This is a genomic window from Streptomyces stoeckheimensis (assembly GCF_045822005.1).
Taxonomy (GTDB): domain Bacteria; phylum Actinomycetota; class Actinomycetes; order Streptomycetales; family Streptomycetaceae; genus Streptomyces; species Streptomyces stoeckheimensis.
This window is the reverse complement of sequence record NZ_CP169550.1, coordinates 7560460-7577085: the sequence shown is the minus strand read 5'-3', so window position 1 is coordinate 7577085 and position 16626 is coordinate 7560460. Positions and strand designations below refer to the sequence as shown.

Genomic DNA, 16626 nt, shown 5'->3' with positions numbered 1-16626 from the left:
CCGCCCCGGCCCCACGGCCGGAGCGGGTGCCGCCCGGCCGTGTGCGGTGTATGCAGGTGGCATGGCCCCCTCCGCGACGCACCCACCGACGCACCGACGCTCCAGCAGGTTCCGGGAATCGCGCGCGGTGCTGCTGTCGGTCCCCTTCGCGCTGATCGCCGTGGTCACGGTGGTCGACGTGCTGGCCCCGCCGGAGGTCCACCTGGGCCCCTTCCTGGTGGCCGCCCCGGCCCTCACCGCTTCCTTCGCCGGGCCGCGCACGACCGGGTTCGTCGGTGCCGTGGCGGTCCTCGCACAGGTGGGCGTGGCCATCGCCCGGACCTCCCTGACGGACCTCAACCACACGTTCCAGATCATCGCCCTCGTCCTGATCTCGGCCTTCGTCACCTTCTTCGCACACTTGCGCGAGGTGCACGAGCGGCAGCTCACCCAGCTGCGTTCCGTGGCGGTCGCGGCGCAGCAGGTGGTCCTACGACCGCTGCGCGACCGGATGGGCCCGCTGCGGATCGCCTCCGTGTACCTGTCGGCGGAGGCCGAGGCCCAGATCGGCGGCGACCTGTACGCGGCCGCCCGCACCGCCGACGGCACCCGGCTGATCATCGGCGACGTCCGCGGCAAGGGGCTGGAGGCGGTCGGGGAGGCCTCGGTCGTCCTCGGCGCCTTCCGGGCCGCCGCCCACCTGGAGGCCGACCTGCCGGGGCTCGTGGGCTATCTGGAGGCCGCCGTGGCCGCCGACCCGGACCGGGGCTCGGACGGCCCCGGGCGGCCGGACGAGGGGTTCACCACCGCGGCCGTGCTCGACGTTCCCGACGGGGAGCCTTCGCTGCGGCTGGTCAGCTGCGGGCACCCGCCGCCGCTCCTGCTGCGCGCGGGCCGCGTCGTCCCCCTCCAGGTGGACCATCCGGCTCCGCCGCTGGGACTGTCCGAGTTCGCGGACACCGGCTTCACCCCGCAGTCCTTCCCCTTCGAGCCCGGGGACGTGGTCCTGCTGTACACGGACGGCGTCATCGAGGCCCGTGACGCGTCGGGGGCCTTCTACCCGCTTCCGGAGCGGGCCGCCGACCGGCACGGAGACGGCCCCGAAGCCCTCCTGCGCCACCTGTGCGCGGACCTCCTCGCCCACACTCCGAACGGCCTCCTGGGCGACGACGCGGCGATGGTGGCCATCGAGCGCGTCGGCCCGCTGCCGTGAGCGGGGAGGCCGGCTGCCGTGAGCCGGGAGGCCTGCCACCTTGAGCGGGGACCCGTCCGGTGGACGGGCCCCCGCGGTGACTCAGCCGCCGTCGCGGACCGCGACGATGCCGTTGAAGACGCCGACGTAGGCCGTCCCGTCGGGGCCCAGCGTGATCGGGGCCCAGTTGTTGTCGTACAGCGGGCCGGTGCCGGTCAGCTGGCGCCAGCGGCGCTCACCGGTGCGGAAGTCGACGGCCGTGAGGTACCAGGCGTCGATCCCCCAGAAGTTCGGCTCCTTCTCGTAGAAGTAGAGCAGCCCGTTCGCGGTGGAGAGCTTGGGGACCACGGAGGGCGAGCGGATCGCGCTCTGCCAGACCGTGTCGCAGCCGCTTCCGTCGGCGCGGACGTCGATGCGGCTGACGCCCCCGACGACCGACTTGCCGAGGACCAGCGACGTGACGTTCTCGTAGCCGTAGTTGTTCTCGACGACGATGCTGTTGCCCCAGGTGATCAGGGAGTTGTCGGTGGTCGAGGCGCCCGATCCGAAGACCGGGACCTTGCACACCAGCCGCTGCCCGTCGGGCACGTCCAGGCCCCGCTTGAAGACCAGCACGTTCATCCGGTCGTCGGCGTTGTCGGTGATGGCGACGTAGCCGTTGCCGAAGAGGTCCGGGGTGGTGCCCGAGCCCTGGTTGACCGAGCCGGGCTTGGTTCCCGTACCGCGGTCGTAGGTCTGGCGCCACTGCGCGACGGGGGTGCCGTCGGCGGAGGCGGTGAAGCTGTAGAGCGCGTGGTCGGTGACGATGGAGACGCCGTCCTCGCCGACCGAGAAGGAGTTCTGGATCTCCTCGCCCGCCAGCCGGATCGAGCGGATCACCGAGGTCGCCGGGTCCACGGTGCCGACGCGGCCCTGGCGGGTGACCCACCAGATGCGGCCGTTCCAGTCGGGCATCACCGAGGTGACCGGGTCACAGGTGCCGGTGGGCCACAGGTTGGTCCAGTCGACGCAGTCGTGCGGGACCTGGCCGGTGAGGTCCCAGTCGTCGTCCACCTTGAACTGCCAGCCGCCGTCCGCGTTCTGGACGTGAGAGAGCCTCAGGATGTGCTGGCGGGAGTCGGCCAGCACCGCCCGGTCCTGGTTGTCCAGGTAGAAGTAGGCGCCGCCCGAGGTGTCCTTGAAGATCTTCGAGAAGTCGAGCGAGGTGATCGCCTGGACCGTCGAAGAACGCTGCGGGAGCTGGTGCTCCGCGAGCGTGGCGAGCGTACGGGGGTCCAGCAGTTTGACCTTGAAGCCGCCGAAGGTGCCGCACACCGTGACCAGCCGGCCGCCCGAGTCGAAGGTGGCGGTGGCGCATTCGCCGCCGAGGGCGGCGATCTTCTCGCTGGTCACCTTCGGGTTCTTGCCGAGCGGGCCGGACCAGGGCGAGGTGGCGCTGCCCGCCGCGTCGGAGTGCATGCCGCTGCGGCCGTTGGGCGCGAGGAAGGGGTGCTGCGGCGGGGCCTCGCCGGGCAGCGGCGCCGCCGCGGCCGGGGCGCCGTCGTAATGGCTGACCAGACGGTGGCCCGGTGCCAGGGGTATCTCCTCGGCGGCGGCCGGCGAGACCCCGTACAACACCGCACATGCGGCGAGAGCGGGTGCCACGGCGCAGTTCAGCGCTCTTCGGAACATCCGGACTTCCTCCCTTGTCCTCAGCTTTATTGACATTGCGTATGACATCGCGCCGCGGCCAGACGCTAGATCGCACTGCCTGAGGAGTCCATGGAAGAGCCGGATGATTCACGAAGGCGCAACAGTTGATCAACTCGCCTTCGAAGATCAGGGCTTGAAGCCGCTGACCACGTTCGCCGTGGCCGAGACCCCGTTGTGGATGGTCTGCGCGAGGCTGCTGCTCGCGAGGTAGAAGCCGAGCAGGACGCAGACGAGCGCGTGCGACAGCTTGAGGCCGCCACCGCGCAGGAAGATCCACGCGAGGACGAGGAGCAGGACGAGGACGGAGAGGGAGATCACCATCGGAACACCTCCTTACGCGCCGCCATGGTGGCGCAGCGGGAGGGCCCTTCGGGCGAAACTCGTGTCCGCCAAACGGGTGTTGACGGTCCGTGACCGGTGCTCAGTCCTTGACGATCTCGTCCCAGTGGACCGTTCGCCCGCACCAGCGCCCGAGCAGCACGGCATCGTGCCCCACCGCCAGCAGCCCCGCCCCTGACTCCGCCCGGTACTCCTCCACTACGCCGACCAGCGCGGCCGTGGTCGACGCGTCGAGCATGGCGGTCATCTCGTCGCACACCAGCCAGCGCGGTCGCAGCACCAGGGCCCGTGCCACGCAGGCCCGTTGCAGCTGCCCGTCGCTGACCTCGTGGGGCCGCCGGTCGAGCAGGTCGGCGCCCAGGCCGACCCGGTCCGCCAACGCGGGGACGGTGGCGTCGACTTCGCCGCGCCGTCCGGTCGCCCGCAGCGGTTCGGCGACGAGCTCGCGCAGCGTGAGCCGGGGGTCCGCCGCCAGCCGGGGCTGCTGGAACACCATGCCGACCGAGGTGCGCAGGGCGCGCGGCGCGCGGTGCCGGAAGCCGGCCACGGCGCGGCCGTCGAAGGCCACGGTTCCCCGGTCGGGGCGGTGCAGCAGTGCGGCGACCCTGGCCAGGGTGGACTTGCCGCAGCCGCTGGGGCCGAGCAGTCCGAGGGAGGCGCCGGGGGCGAGGCTCAGGTGGGCTCCGCGTACGACGGGGGTGCGGCGGTCGTAGCCGGCGGTGATGCCGGTGAGCTCAAGCATGGTGGCAGGCCACCCCTTCGGTGAGCGGGGGCCGCTCGGCCCGGCAGCGGGAATCGGCGCGCGGACAGCGGGCGGCGAAGGCGCAGCCGGCCGGGAGCGCGCCGAGTTCGGGCGGGACGCCCCGGACGGGGGCGAAGGCCCGCTCGGGGAGGGCGTCGAGGAGCCCGCGCGCGTAGGGGTGGCGGGGGCCCGGAGCGCCGAAGAAGGCTCCGGCGGGGGCCGTTTCCACGATGCGGCCCGCGTACATGACGGCCACGGTATCGGCGATGCGGTGGGCGGCCGCGAGGTCGTGCGTGATCATCAGCAGCGCCCGGCCGGCCTCCCGGGTGTGGGCGCGCAGCTCGTCGACGGTGCGGTCGACGAGGTCCCGGTCGAGGCCCGTGGTCGGCTCGTCGGCGAGCAGCAGGGGTGCGTCGCCGATCAGCGCGAGTGCGGTGGCGGCGCGCTGAGCGAGCCCGCCGGAGAGTTCGTGGGGATGGCGGTCCAGGTGGGTGGCGGGGAACGACGCCCGCTCGGCCGCGGCTTCGGCGGCTTCCCGCAGCTGCGCCCTGGACTTGCGTCCGGCGGCCCCGGTCAGTTCGCGGACCGTTTCCTCCAGGTGGGAGCGGATGGTGCGGACCGGGGTGAGGTGCGCGGCGGGGCTCTGCGGGACCAGGGCGACGCGGCGGCCCCGTACGGTCCGGGCGAGGGTGCGCTCGTCCAGGGCGAGCAGGTCGGTCCCGTCGGCGAGCCGGGCCGCGCCGGCGGTCTCGGCGTTGCCGGGGAGCAGGCCGAGGAGGGCGGAGGCGAGCACGGACTTGCCGCAGCCGCTCTCGCCGACGAGGGCGAGGCACTCGCCGGGGGCCAAGGCGAGCGTGGCGTCGGTGACGGCCGCGACGTACCGGCCGCCGCGCATGCGGAAGCGCACGGAGAGCCGGTCCAGGGCGAGCACGGGCCGGGCGGTCTCCAGCACGGACTCCGGCGCGGGCACGGGTGCCGACGCCGGCTTCGGTCCCGGAGGGACGGGGTTCTTCACAGGCTGAGCTCCTTCACAGGCTGAGCTCCGAGCGGCGGCGGGGGTTGAGGCGCTCGCGCCAGGCGCCCGCGAGGCCGGCGATGGCCAGGGTCGGGACGATCAGGAGGAGCCCGGGGAAGAGCGTGGGCCACCAGTCGCCGGCGAGCAGCGAACCGCGGGCCGTCTGGACCAGATTGCCCAGGCTCGCCTGGTGCGCCGGCAGGCCGAGGCCCAGGAAGGACAGGGCCGACTCGTGCCACATGGCGTGCGGGACCATCAGCACGGCGGCGAGCCCGGCCTGCGGCAGGACTCCGGGCACGAGGTGGCGTACGGTCACCCGCCACCGCGAGGCGCCGCCCGAGAGGGCCGCGTCCAGATAGGGTCGCGAGCGCAGCGAGAGCACCTCCGCGCGGACGATGCGGGCCGTGGACAGCCAGTGGGTCAGCGCCACCGAGACGACCACCGGCCACACGCCCGGCCGGAACATCGCCACGATGAAGATGCCGAGCAACAGGTGCGGGATCGAGGACAGCGCGTCCACCACGCGCATGAGGCACCGGTCCGGCCACCCGCCGAGCGCTCCGGCGAGCGCGCCGACCGCCGTGCCGAGGACGGTGGCGACCAGCGCCGCCACCAGCCCGACCAGCAGCGAGACGCGCAGCCCGTACACGCAGCGCAGCAGCAGGTCGCGGCCCACGTCGTCGGTGCCGAAGGGATGGGCCCAGGAGGGCGGCAGCAGCTTTGCCGACAAGTCGACGGCCTGCTGGTCGAGCTGGACCAGCGGCGGCACGAGCAGCACCGCCAGCGCGATGAGGACGACGATGACCGCCGAGGTCCGCACCCGCAGGTTCCGGGTGGAGCTCCGGTCGCGGCCGTGGGACCTCCAGAGCCTCGCTCCGGTCGCGCCGGTCGTGTCCGTCGCGTCGGTCGGGTCCGTCACGTCGGTCGGGTGAGCGGTATCAGCCATCGAAGCCCACCCTCGGGTCCGCCAGTCCGTAGAGCAGGTCGGACAGCAGGTTCCCGGCGAGCACGGCCGCCGTGGCCAGCACCGTCAGCGCGGCCAGCAGCGGGAAGTCCACCGAGGTCGCGGCCTCGACGGTGGCCGCGGCGATGCCGGGCCAGCTGAAGACGGTCTCCACCAGGAGCGCGCCGGTGATCAGCTCCGGCACCCGTGAGCCGATCAGGGTCAGCATCGGGAGCATGCCCGAACGCAGCCCGTGGCCGAGCAGCACCCGCCGCTCCCCCAGGCCCCGCGCGCGGGCTCCCCGTACGGGATCCTCCTCCAGCGCGTCGGCCACGCCCTGCCGGACGTACAGGAAGAACCAGGGCAGTTGGGAGATGCCGAGGACCAGCGCGGGCAGCACCAGGTGGCGGGCCACCTGCCCGGCGGTGACCACGTCGCTGCCCGCGTCGGTGAGGCCGCCGGACGGCAGCACGCCCAGGCGCACCGAGAAGAACCAGACGGCGAGCAGGCCCAGCCAGAAGGCCGGGGCCGCTTCGAGGGTGTACGCGAGCCCGGAGACGGCCCGGTCCAGGCGCCCGCCCGGCCGGCGTGCGGCCAGGACGCCGAGCCCGGTGCCCAGCAGGACGGCGAAGGCGAAGGCGCACACCGCGAGCAGGGCCGACCAGCCGAGCCGCTCGGCGATGACGTCGGAGACGGGCTGGCGCATCACGGCGGAGGTGCCGAGGTCACCGGTCAGTGCCGAGGTGAGCCACTCCCACCAGCGCGCGAGCAGGGGCTGGTCCACCCCGAGGTTGACCCGCAACTGGTCGAGTCCGGCCTGGGAGGCGGTGAGCCCGGCGGTGCCGGCGTAGGCCTTGACGGGGTCGAAGGGCGACAGCGCGGCGACCGCGAACACCCCGAAGGTCACGACGAGCAGCACCGGCCCGGCGAACAGGGTCCGCCGCCCCGCCATGCGCGCCATCGGCCCCCACGGAAGACGGTGGAGACGGTGGAGACGGCTCACTTCTGCTTCGGCTTCCAGCTCTCGACGTTCCACCAGGGGCCGGTTCCCAGGCCGTGGTCGTGCGGCTCCACCTGGGTGGTGGGCCCGTCCCACTTGTCCGCCACGACGTAGAGGTGGTCGATGTGGGTGAGGTAGACGTAGCCCGGGTTCTTGACGAGCTCGCGCTGGACCGTGTCGTACGCGGCCTTGCGCACGGCCGGGTCCGCGCTGCGGCGGCCGTCGAGCAGCGCCTTGTCGACGGCCGGGTTGTCGTACCGGGCCATGTTGTTGAAGCCGTCGCCCGCGAGCGCGGAGTTCAGCGTCAGGTACTGGTCGAAGTCCGGGTCGGCCGGGGAGCCGCCGCCCGCGAGGACGGCGTCGGTCTTCATCCGGGGCTCGATGACCTCCCAGCTGCCGGACTCGGTGGTGACCTGGATGCCGGCCTTCTTGGCGTCGGAGGCGAAGGCGAGGGCGTGCTCCTGGCGGAGCTTGTCGCCCGAGGGGTACCAGAGCGGGAAGGCGGCGCGGATCCCGTCCTTGGCTCGGATGCCGTCGGCGCCGGGGATCCAGCCGGCGTCGTCGAGGATCTCCTTGGCCATGGCGAGGTCGTACGGGCGTTCCGTGCCGGCGGTGAACCAGGGGCTGCCGGTCGGGACCGGGCCGTAGGCGGCCTTGCCCGCGCCTTCCAGGAGCTTGTCCACCATCGTGTCCCGGTCCACGGCGATGTCCAGGGCCTGGCGCACGGCCGTGTCACCGGTGACGGGGTGCTCCGTCGGCAGGGTGACCTGGCGGTAGTCGTAGGTCGTGGCCGCGTAGTTCTTGAGCGCCTTGTCGGCCGCGAACCCCTTGGCCAGGTTCGGCGGCAGGACTGCCCCGTCCAGCTCGCCGGAGCGCAGCCGGGTGGCGCGCACGTCGTCGTCCTTGATGACCGCCATGGTGAACTTCTTCACCGCGGGCTCGCCGCCCCAGTAGGTCGGGTTGGCCTTGAAGCTCAGCTTCTCGCCCTTGGACCAGGCGGTGAGCACGTACGGTCCGGTGCCGACGGGCTTGGTGGTGAACTCGCCGCTGTTGACGTCCTGTCCGCCCGCGAGGTGTTCGGGGGCGATGGGCAGGACGGTCCGCTCGGCGAAGGGGGCGTAGGGGTACTTCAGGGTGAAGACGACGGCGTCGTCTCCCCGCGCCGTGACGTCCGCGATCGCGTCGAGCTCGGACTTGGACGCGTTGTTCGTCTTCGCGTCGAGGATCGCCTTGTAGGTGAAGACGACGTCCTTGGAACCGAAGGGCTGCCCGTCGCTGAAGCGCACGCCCGGGCGGAGCGCGTAGGTGTACGTGAGCCCGTCCGAGGAGACCTCCGGGAGCGCACGGGCCAGCGCGGGCTTCAGCTTCATGTCCGCGTCGCGGGCCAGCAGTCCGTCGAAGATCTTCGAGTTGCCGTCCTTGCCGTAGCCCAGCAGCGGGCTGAGGCTCTCGGGCTCGGTGGCTATGCCGACCACGGCGGAGTCGGCCGCCCCGGCACCCGCCGCGGCACCTCCCCCGGGGTTCGAGCAGGCCGCCGCGCCCGTGACGATCACCGCGGCCGCGGTCGCCCCGGCCATTCCCCGTACGGTCCGGGCCTTCATCTGGTGCACTTCCTTCGTTATTGCAAAGAGCTCGCAATAATGCCAGACGGGGACGGGAGAACACGAACCGGGCACCGTCGGCGGGAAGGGGCCGCAGGGGTCTTGCCCGGCCGCCGCGGAGCGTGCCATATATGTCTAGACCTTTCCGAGGAGCCGGGAGAAGAGGGCGCCCGCCGTGCACGACCCCGCACCCCGCACCGCGCCGCACCCCCCGCACCCCTTCCGGCGGCCGTCCGTACGCGGGGCAACTCCCGCCCTCGCCCTGGCCCTTGCGGCCCTGCTGTCGGCGTGCGGAGCCTCCGACACCACGCCCCCGGCGGCCCCGGCCGGACTCACGGCCCAGGCCGGCAGCGCCACCACGGTGCACGTCATGTGGCAGTCGCCCGCGCCCTCCGACGGGGTGACCTCCTTCCTCGTCTTCCAGGCGGACCGCCTGGTCCGGGAACTGCCCGCCGACAAGACGATGACGGACATCACCGGCCTCGCCCCGCAGACGGCCTACGCGTTCACGGTCCGCGCCCGGGACGCCGCGGGGAACACCTCCCCCGCCGGTGCGACGGCCTCGGCCACCACTCCCGCCGCCAAGGCCGAGGACCGGCTGCCCCCGACCGCCCCGCCCCGCACGGACGGCCGGGCCCTCGGGCCCACCTCCGCCCGGCTGACCTGGGCCACGGCCACCGACGACACGGGCGTCACCGCGTACGACGTCTACCAGGGCGACGCCCGCATCCACACGGTCGGCCCCGGCGTCACCACGACGGTCCTGGAGGACCTCCGGCCCGACAGCGTGTACACCTTCACCGTCAAGGCCCGCGACGGCGCCGACAACTCCTCCCCCGCCGGCCCCGCCGCCGACGTGACCACCCCGCCCGGGCCCGGGCAGCGGACCGGCACCGCCCCGGCCGATTTCACCGCGGCCGCCTCACCGGGCGCGGTGACCCTCGCCTGGACCGCCCCGGCGACCGGCCGGGAGACCAGCGAGTACGAGCTCTACGTCAACGGCCGCCCCACCACCGTCATCCAGTTCGGCGCGGGCGCCGTCCCGGCCGGCCGGGCGGAGCACCGCCTCACGGTCGCCGAACCGCCCGGAACCGTATGGACCGTGAAGCTCCGGGCGCGGCTCCCCGACGGCACCTGGGGGGCCTTCTCCGCCGAGCGGCGGATCGTCCTGGCCTCCTGAACCCCGCGTGGCGGAGCAGGTTCTGACAACCCGTTCGTTCCGATCTGGCCCGAACGACACTACGGGGAAAGAAGATCGCGCAGAATACTCCCGTGTTCGGTGAGTACTCGGTCAACAACAATCAGGCAGATTCCGCGGACGGCGATCCTGCGCCAGACTCTGGCGCCGTGCCGGGAAACCTGCCGCCGGAAACGGCGAGCTTCGTGGGCCGCGAGCGTGAACTAGGCCTCCTGTCCGACCTGCTGCGCGATCGGCGGCTCGTGACGCTCACGGGCGTCGGCGGCGTCGGCAAGTCCAGGCTGGCCCTGCGGGCCGCCGCCGACCCCCGCCAGCGCAGGCCCGACGGGGTGTGGTGGGTGGAGCTCTCCCCGCTGCGCGACGTCGACCTGCTCACCGCCACCGTCGCGCACACCATCGGCCTCGCCCACCAGTCCCCGCGCCCCCTGGACGAGGAACTGTGCGCGTGGATGGCCGACAAGGAACTGCTGATCGTCCTCGACACGTGCGAGCACCTGGTGGCCGCCTGCCGGCACCTGGTGGGCGAACTCCTGCAGTCCGCACCGGGCCTGACGGTGCTGATCACCACCCGCGAGCCGCTCCGCACCTCCGGGGAGCACCTCGTCGAGGTCAGCCCGCTGCCCAGCGACGGACCCGACAGCGACGCCCTCGCCCTGTTCCGGGCCCGCGCCCTCGCCGCCACCCCGCACGCCGCGGCCGCCTTCGCCGACCCGGACCGGGTGGCCCTCGCCGCCGACATCTGCCGCCGCCTGGACGGGATCCCCCTCGCCCTCGAACTGGCCGGCGCCCGGATGCGGCTCTGGACCCTGGAGCAGATGACGCAGCGCCTCGAAGGCCGCTTCGACCTGCTCTCCGGCACCACCGCCGCCCGGCTCCCCCGGCACCAGACGATGCGCACCGCCATCGGCTGGAGCCACGAACTGTGCGAACCGGTCGAGCGGTTGCTGTGGGCCCGGCTGTCGGTCTTCACCGGGGACTTCGACGTCGCCGCGGCGCGCGCGGTGTGCTCGGGCGGCCCCCTGCCCGCCGCGCGGGTGGAGCGGGTGCTGGCGGGCCTGGTGGCGAAGTCGGTGGTCCGGTGCAGCCGGGAACGGGGCGCGGGCGCCCGCTACCGGCTGCTGGACACGATCCGCGAGTACGGACAGGACTGGCTGGCGGAACTCGGCGAGGAGCGGGTCGTCGCCGACCGGCACGCCCACTGGTACGCCGCGCTCTCGAAGGCCGCCGATCCGGGGTGGATGGGGCCCGGCCAGGTGGACTGGTACCGCAGGATGACCGCCGAGCACGCACAGCTGCGCACCGCCTTGGAACACCTGCTCCGCTCGGATCCGACGGCGGCCCTGGAGACGGCCGGCGCGCTCTGGTTCTTCTGGTTCTCCTGCGGCCACGTCAACGAGGGCCGGTCCTTCCTGGAACGGGCCCTGAGCCGGGGCCCGCGCTCGGGGGCCGCGTACGTCCAGGCCCTGTGGGCCCTGGGGCTCACCACCCTGCTCCAGGGCGACCTGGCCACGGCCGAGGAGCTCGGCAAGGCGTGCACCGCCTCCGCGGCCACGCTGGCCGACCCGGAGCCGGAGCTGCGCGCCGCGTACCTGCACGCGGTGTCGGTGCTGATGCCCGGCGATCCCGTACGGGCCCTGGCGCTCGCCGGACCCCGGGCCCGCGGGGGCCACGGCGGGAGACCCACCGGCGTGGGCTGGCTGCTGTGCCGGCTGGCCACCGGCTACGCGCTGTGCGACCTCGGGCGCTTCGAGGAGGCCGAGCGGGAGGCCCGGGGCCTGCGCGAGGCCTGCACGGAGCTGGGCGAGCGCTGGCTGCGGGCGTACGCGGACTACATCCTGGCCGTGGCTGCGTTCGGGCTCGGCCACCACGGGGAGGCGGCCCGGCACGCGCGGGCGATGCTGTCGGGCAAACGGCTGCTGGGCGACCGCTTCGGGATCGCGCTCGGTCTCGACCTGCTGGCGGCGGCGGTGGCGGCCATGGGAGACGGCGAGCTGGCGGCCCGGCTGCTGGGCACGGGGCACGCCTGGTGGCGCACGGTGGGCCGGCCGCAGATGGGCTCCCCGTCGCTCACGGCGGTGCGCGACGAAGGCGAACGGCAGGCCAGGGCGGCGATCGGCGACGAGGCGTACGAAAGCGCCTTCCTGGGCGGGGCGGCGGCGTCCACCGGCTGAGGCCCACCCCGTGCAGGGGGCCGGGCCGGGCCGGTGGCGCCGTGGCGTAACTCCTGGGCTCCCGTCAGTACGGGAGGGGTCTGCCCGACGGTGTGCGCAGATCCAGGTCTCGGGGTGCGGGCTTGGGAACGGGCTTTCGGATCAGCTGCTGGCGCATGCTGCCTCCTCGCTCAGACCAGGGCCGGGCGGCGGGGTTCCACCGTGCGGCCGTCGGGGAGCAGTTCACCTGTGTCGTCGAATACCACGGCGCCGTTGCAGAGCAGGTTCCAGCCCTGTTCGGGGTGGAAGGCCACGGTGCGTGCGGCGTCATGATCGACGCTGTCGGCGGACGGGCAGGGGGGCTGGTGGGAGCACATGGCGCACCTCCTCGCAGAGTGGGGCGGGAAGGCCGGTGGTCACCCGGTCGAATCCGCGATCCACGGTGGCGGTGAGTATTACTGATCGCCACCCCCGGGCGGAACCCATATTCGCCGCCCAGTTCAGGGTGTGTATGCCCGCTTACGATGCGCTCATGCCCGCTATCCGGATCATTCGCCACACACTTCTCGACCCCGAGGAGGCGTGGAGGAGGCTGACGGACTGGGAACGCCACGGCGCCGCCGTCCCGCTCACCCGGGCGATCATCGAAACGCCGCCTCCCACGCACACCGGAAGCCGTTTCACCATGCGTACGGGCGTGGGGAGGATCACGTTCGACGACCCCATGGAAGTCACCCTCTGGCGGCCCCCTCGGGACGGCTCGGCGGGACTGGTCCGGCTCGTCAAACACGGGCGCGTGGTGCGGGGCCGGGCGGAGATCGAGCTCCGCCCCTCGCCCCGGGGCGGCTGCGAGGCCGAATGGCGCGAGGAACTGCGCGTAAGCGGCCTGGGCCGCCCCTTCGACCCCCTGGTGGCGGCGGCCGCCCGCCTCTTCTTCACCCGCGCCCTGGACCGCCTGCTGCGGCCCTGAGCAGCGCGGTTAAGGTTCCCCCGTCACCGCACCGGGTGATCACCGCGCGACCGAGGGGGATCCTCGTGGCCACCCCGCCACCTCCGCAGGCAGGCCCGTACGGCCCGTACGCGGCCCTCCAGCCGCAGCAGCCCGGGCCGGCGGGCCCGTACGCACCGCCGCAGTCCGCGGGCCCCTACGGCCGGCACGCGGGCCACGCGCCGCACGTGCCGCCGCAGCCGGGTCCGTACGGCTCCTGGGCCGCGCCGCAGCCCTCGTACGGCTGCAGGCTCTGCGGGGCCGGTCCGGCGGCCGAGGCGACCGTGCGCGGCCATCAGGGGATGATCGTGCTGATGCGGTTCCTGAGCCTGCGGGGGCCGTTCTGCCGGGACTGCGGGCTCGCCACCTACCGCCGCATGTCCTCGGACACCCTGTGGCAGGGCTGGTGGGGTCCCCTGTCGCTGTTCATCACGCCGGTCACCCTGCTGCTCAACCTCGGCCCGCGCGCGGCCTTCCGCCGACTCGCTCCCCCGACGGGCGGCCACCGGCCCCCGCTCGACCCGGGCAAGCCGCTGCGCCGCCGGCCGGCCGCACTGTTCTTCCTGGTGCCGGCCCTCTTCCTCCTCCTGGCGATCCCCACCCTGATCCTGATCGGCGTGCTGGCCGGGGACGACGCCCCGCACCCGCTGGTGTCGGGGCAGTGCGTCCGCAACGAGGGCGACTGGAGCCACCAGAAGCTCCTCGTCACCGACTGCGCCTCACCGGACGCCCAGTACCGCGCCACCCGCCCCTCACTGGCCCCGGGCGGGACCTGCGCCCCCGGCGACTTCCTGGCCCTGCCGGCCTACAGCCCCGAAGGCACCGTCCTCTACTGCCTGACGCCGCTGCACTGACCGGGCGACCGGCAGCGGAAGGGCCCCCGGCGCCTCGTGCCGCCGGGGGCCCTTCGCTTTCCGGCCCCGCGCTAGCGGATCGGCATGCCCGAGAGGGTGCGGGCGATCACCAGGCGCTGGATCTCGCTGGTGCCCTCGAAGATCGTGTAGATCGCGCTGTCGCGGTGCATGCGCTCCACCGGGTACTCCCGGGTGAAGCCGTTGCCGCCGAGGATCTGGACCGCCTGGGCGGTGACCTTCTTGGCGGTCTCGCTCGCGAACAGCTTGGACATCGAACCCTCGGCCGAGGTGAAGGGCTTGCCCGCGACCGCCATCCAGGAGGCCCGCCACACCAGCAGCCGCGCCGCGTCGATGGAGGTCCGCATGTCCGCGAGCTGGAAGGCGACGCCCTGGTTGTCGATGATGGGCCGGCCGAACTGCGTACGGGTCTTCGCGTAGTCCAGCGCCACCTCGTACGCGGCCCGCGCCGTTCCGACCGCCATGGCGCCGACGGCGGGGCGGGAGGCCTCGAAGGTGGCCATGGCCGCGTTCTTCACGCGCTCCCCGCCACCCGCCTTGGCCCGCTCGTGGGCCCGCGCGAGCCGCTCGTCCAGCTTCTCCTTGCCGCCGAGCAGGCAGGAACCGGGGATCCGTACGTCCTCCAGGACCACCTCGGCGGTGTGCGAGGCGCGGATGCCGTGCTTCTTGAACTTCTGCCCCTGAGAGAGGCCCGGGGTGTTCGGCGGCACGATGAAGGAGGCGTGCCCCTTGGTCCCCAGCTCCGGGTCGACGACCGCCACGACGATGTGGACGTTGGCGATGCCGCCGTTGGTCGCCCAGGTCTTGGTGCCGTTGAGCACCCATTCGTCGGTGGCCTGGTCGTACACGGCGCGGGTGCGCATCGCGCCGACGTCGGAGCCGGCGTCGGGCTCGGAGGAGCAGAAGGCGGCGACCTTCACGTCGTCGGGGGTCCCGTACATCTGCGGGATCCAGGTGCCGATCTGCTCCTCGGTGCCGTTGGCGACGACGCCGATGGCGGCGAGTCCGGTGCCGACGATCGACAGCGCGATGCCCGCGTCACCCCAGAACAGCTCCTCCATGGCCATGGGGATGCCGAGGCCGGTGGGGTCGAAGAACTGCTGGGCGTAGAAGTCGAGGGAGTAGATGCCGACCTTGGCGGCCTCCTGGATGACGGGCCACGGAGTCTCTTCGCGCTCGTCCCATTCCGCGGCCGCGGGGCGGATCACGTCGGCGGCGAAGCCGTGGATCCAGTCCCGCACCTGCTTCTGGTCGTCGTTCAGCTCCATGGTGAACTCCGCCATGTCCCCTCCAACTTTCGTCTCGCCTGCCACACAAGAGGTTACCTGCGGTAACCCTTACTTCGACTCCAGTCTGTTACCGGCCGGTAAGCACTGTCAAGCAGCGTCGATGACGGACCGCCGATGAGATCACCAGGGTGTGCGGGGTGTTACGTTGCGTGGGCCTCAGGACATCGCAAGGGCGGGGAGTGACACGGCATGGAGACCACACGGCAGTCCGGCGAGCCGGGAGCGGGCGAGCGCCGGCGGCGGGAGCTGCTGGAGGCCGCCGACCGGGTCGTCCTCAGGGACGGCCCCAAGGCGTCCATGAACGCCATCGCGGCGGAGGCGGGGATCACCAAACCCATCCTCTACCGCCACTTCGGCGACAAGGCGGGCCTCTACCAGGCCCTGGCCGTCCGGCACACGGACGCCCTGCTCGACTCGCTGCGCGCGGCCCTCGACGCACCCGCCGAACGGCGCAGCCGGGTGGAGGCCACCCTCGACACCTATCTCGCCGCGATCGAGGCACGCCCCCAGGTCTACCGCTTCCTCATGCACCCGGCCGAGGACTCCCAGACCCCGGAGCGCGGCTTCGACGTCGGCCTGCACTCGGCCCCGCTGCTGCGCCGCCTCGGCGAGGAACTGGCCCAGGTGATCGGCGAACGCGTCGACCTCGGCCCCGGCGGCGAACGCCTGGCCCGGGTCTGGGGCCACGGCATCGTCGGCATGATGCACGCGGCGGGCGACTGGTGGCTCGGCGAACGCCCCTGCGCACGCACGGAACTGGTCAGCGCCCTCACCGACCTCTTGTGGGGCCGCCTCGCCACGGCAGGCAACCGCGCGGACGGCCCGGGGTTCTAGGCCCCACCGGGCACATCCGCCGCCGGGGCACATCCAGCCCCGCGGAACCGCCTCGGGGCGCCCGGCAAATCCGGCGCCGCCGGGGGCAAATCCAGCCTCGCCGGCGTTTGAGGCGCGGGGTCCGGGGCGGAGCCCCGGGAACCCCGGCCCCGCCGGGCTCTCACTCCTCCAGCGCGTGGATCCCGGCCCGACCCCAGTCGGTCTTCCGGATCTGCCTGCGCAGCTTGCGCGCCCGCAGCCCCGTAACCCGCTCCGCGTACACCGCACCGGCCAGGTGATCGCACTCGTGCTGCAGGCACCGCGCGAAGAACCCGGTCCCGGCCACCCGCACCGGCGCCCCGTCCGAGGTGACGCCCTCGACGACGGCCTCGTCGAAGCGGACCGTGGACGCCTCCAGCCCCGGCAGGGACAGACACCCCTCGGGACCCGCGAACTCGTCCCCCTCGGCGGAAACCAACCGCGGATTGACGATGTGCCCGACGTGGCGGACGTCCTCGTCGTCGGGGCAGTCGTATACGAACACCCGCTGCCCGACGCCGATCTGGTTCGCGGCGAGGCCGACGCCCTGGGCGGCGTACATCGTGGCGAACATGTCCTCGATGAGCCGGTCGAGGGCCGGACCGAACTCGGTGACCTCCGCGCAAGCGGAATGGAGCACCGGGTCGCCCAGCAGGCTCATGGTGCGGACGATGCCGGAGGTACCGGGGAGGGGGCGCTGTCGCATGGCCGTAAGGGTACGACGGGCGACTATATGAGGAGATCTTCGGCAGACCGGGGGCGCCGCGGTCGGGG

Annotated in this window: 16 protein-coding genes; 6 read left to right on the top strand and 10 right to left on the bottom strand. The window is 73.1% G+C overall.

Annotated elements, in window-relative coordinates; translation table 11 throughout:
* Positions 1 to 61 precede the first annotated feature (61 nt).
* The gene (locus ACE1OC_RS34420; protein WP_407840252.1) at positions 62 to 1192 is read left to right on the top strand and encodes a PP2C family protein-serine/threonine phosphatase; all 1131 of its coding nucleotides are present in this window, start codon (positions 62 to 64) and stop codon (positions 1190 to 1192) included.
* 81 nt (positions 1193 to 1273) lie between these two features.
* Here ACE1OC_RS34420 and ACE1OC_RS34415 read toward each other — a convergent pair whose 3' ends face one another.
* From ACE1OC_RS34415 to ACE1OC_RS34385, 7 genes are all read right to left on the bottom strand, one after another.
* Complete coding sequence (locus ACE1OC_RS34415; RefSeq protein ID WP_407840251.1) at positions 1274 to 2842, bottom strand: hypothetical protein; 1569 nt, start codon at positions 2840 to 2842, stop codon at positions 1274 to 1276.
* Positions 2843 to 2989: 147 nt separating this feature from the next.
* The gene (locus tag ACE1OC_RS34410) at positions 2990 to 3184 is read right to left on the bottom strand and encodes a hypothetical protein (RefSeq protein WP_274547633.1); all 195 of its coding nucleotides are present in this window, start codon (positions 3182 to 3184) and stop codon (positions 2990 to 2992) included.
* A 100-nt stretch (positions 3185 to 3284) separates the two neighbouring features.
* Positions 3285 to 3944, bottom strand: coding sequence for an ABC transporter ATP-binding protein (locus ACE1OC_RS34405; protein ID WP_407840250.1), 660 nt, complete (start codon positions 3942 to 3944; stop codon positions 3285 to 3287).
* Positions 3937 to 4839 (bottom strand): ABC transporter ATP-binding protein, encoded by a 903-nt coding sequence (locus tag ACE1OC_RS34400; RefSeq protein WP_407841772.1) that lies wholly within the window; start codon positions 4837 to 4839, stop codon positions 3937 to 3939. Before ACE1OC_RS34400 ends, ACE1OC_RS34405 begins: the two co-directional genes overlap by 8 nt.
* A 133-nt stretch (positions 4840 to 4972) precedes the next feature.
* Positions 4973 to 5905: an ABC transporter permease gene (locus ACE1OC_RS34395; RefSeq protein ID WP_407840249.1), complete on the bottom strand. Its 933-nt coding sequence runs from the start codon at positions 5903 to 5905 to the stop codon at positions 4973 to 4975.
* Positions 5898 to 6863, bottom strand: coding sequence for an ABC transporter permease (locus ACE1OC_RS34390; protein ID WP_407840248.1), 966 nt, complete (start codon positions 6861 to 6863; stop codon positions 5898 to 5900). The genes ACE1OC_RS34395 and ACE1OC_RS34390 overlap by 8 nt, the downstream gene beginning before the upstream one ends.
* Before the next feature lie 38 nt (positions 6864 to 6901).
* Complete coding sequence (locus ACE1OC_RS34385) at positions 6902 to 8503, bottom strand: ABC transporter substrate-binding protein (RefSeq protein ID WP_407840247.1); 1602 nt, start codon at positions 8501 to 8503, stop codon at positions 6902 to 6904.
* Between the two features lie 175 nt (positions 8504 to 8678).
* On the opposite strand from ACE1OC_RS34385, the gene ACE1OC_RS34380 reads away from it, so the two are divergent.
* Together ACE1OC_RS34380 and ACE1OC_RS34375 are read left to right on the top strand one after the other, a co-directional pair.
* The gene (locus tag ACE1OC_RS34380; protein ID WP_407840246.1) at positions 8679 to 9683 is read left to right on the top strand and encodes a fibronectin type III domain-containing protein; all 1005 of its coding nucleotides are present in this window, start codon (positions 8679 to 8681) and stop codon (positions 9681 to 9683) included.
* Between the two features lie 167 nt (positions 9684 to 9850).
* Complete coding sequence (locus ACE1OC_RS34375) at positions 9851 to 11872, top strand: ATP-binding protein (RefSeq protein ID WP_407840245.1); 2022 nt, start codon at positions 9851 to 9853, stop codon at positions 11870 to 11872.
* Positions 11873 to 12042: 170 nt separating this feature from the next.
* Here ACE1OC_RS34375 and ACE1OC_RS34370 read toward each other — a convergent pair whose 3' ends face one another.
* The gene (locus ACE1OC_RS34370) at positions 12043 to 12228 is read right to left on the bottom strand and encodes a DUF5999 family protein (protein ID WP_250740159.1); all 186 of its coding nucleotides are present in this window, start codon (positions 12226 to 12228) and stop codon (positions 12043 to 12045) included.
* 155 nt (positions 12229 to 12383) lie between these two features.
* Here ACE1OC_RS34370 and ACE1OC_RS34365 point away from each other — a divergent pair, with 155 nt between their 5' ends.
* Both ACE1OC_RS34365 and ACE1OC_RS34360 read left to right on the top strand, forming a co-directional pair.
* Positions 12384 to 12821, top strand: a complete 438-nt coding sequence (locus ACE1OC_RS34365) for an SRPBCC family protein (RefSeq protein ID WP_407840244.1) — start codon at positions 12384 to 12386, stop codon at positions 12819 to 12821.
* Between the two features lie 65 nt (positions 12822 to 12886).
* On the top strand, positions 12887 to 13693 hold the full coding sequence (locus tag ACE1OC_RS34360) for an LppU/SCO3897 family protein (RefSeq protein ID WP_407840243.1): 807 nt from the start codon (positions 12887 to 12889) through the stop codon (positions 13691 to 13693).
* Positions 13694 to 13764: 71 nt separating this feature from the next.
* On the opposite strand, the gene ACE1OC_RS34355 is transcribed toward ACE1OC_RS34360, so the two are convergent.
* The gene (locus ACE1OC_RS34355) at positions 13765 to 14994 is read right to left on the bottom strand and encodes an acyl-CoA dehydrogenase family protein (protein ID WP_250740162.1); all 1230 of its coding nucleotides are present in this window, start codon (positions 14992 to 14994) and stop codon (positions 13765 to 13767) included.
* Positions 14995 to 15189: 195 nt separating this feature from the next.
* Between ACE1OC_RS34355 and ACE1OC_RS34350 the strand changes: the two genes are divergently transcribed.
* Positions 15190 to 15834: a TetR family transcriptional regulator gene (locus ACE1OC_RS34350; protein WP_389692590.1), complete on the top strand. Its 645-nt coding sequence runs from the start codon at positions 15190 to 15192 to the stop codon at positions 15832 to 15834.
* Between the two features lie 160 nt (positions 15835 to 15994).
* Here the strand turns inward: ACE1OC_RS34350 and def are convergent, their stop codons facing one another.
* Positions 15995 to 16558, bottom strand: a complete 564-nt coding sequence (def, locus tag ACE1OC_RS34345) for a peptide deformylase (RefSeq protein ID WP_407840242.1) — start codon at positions 16556 to 16558, stop codon at positions 15995 to 15997.
* Positions 16559 to 16626 lie beyond the last annotated feature (68 nt).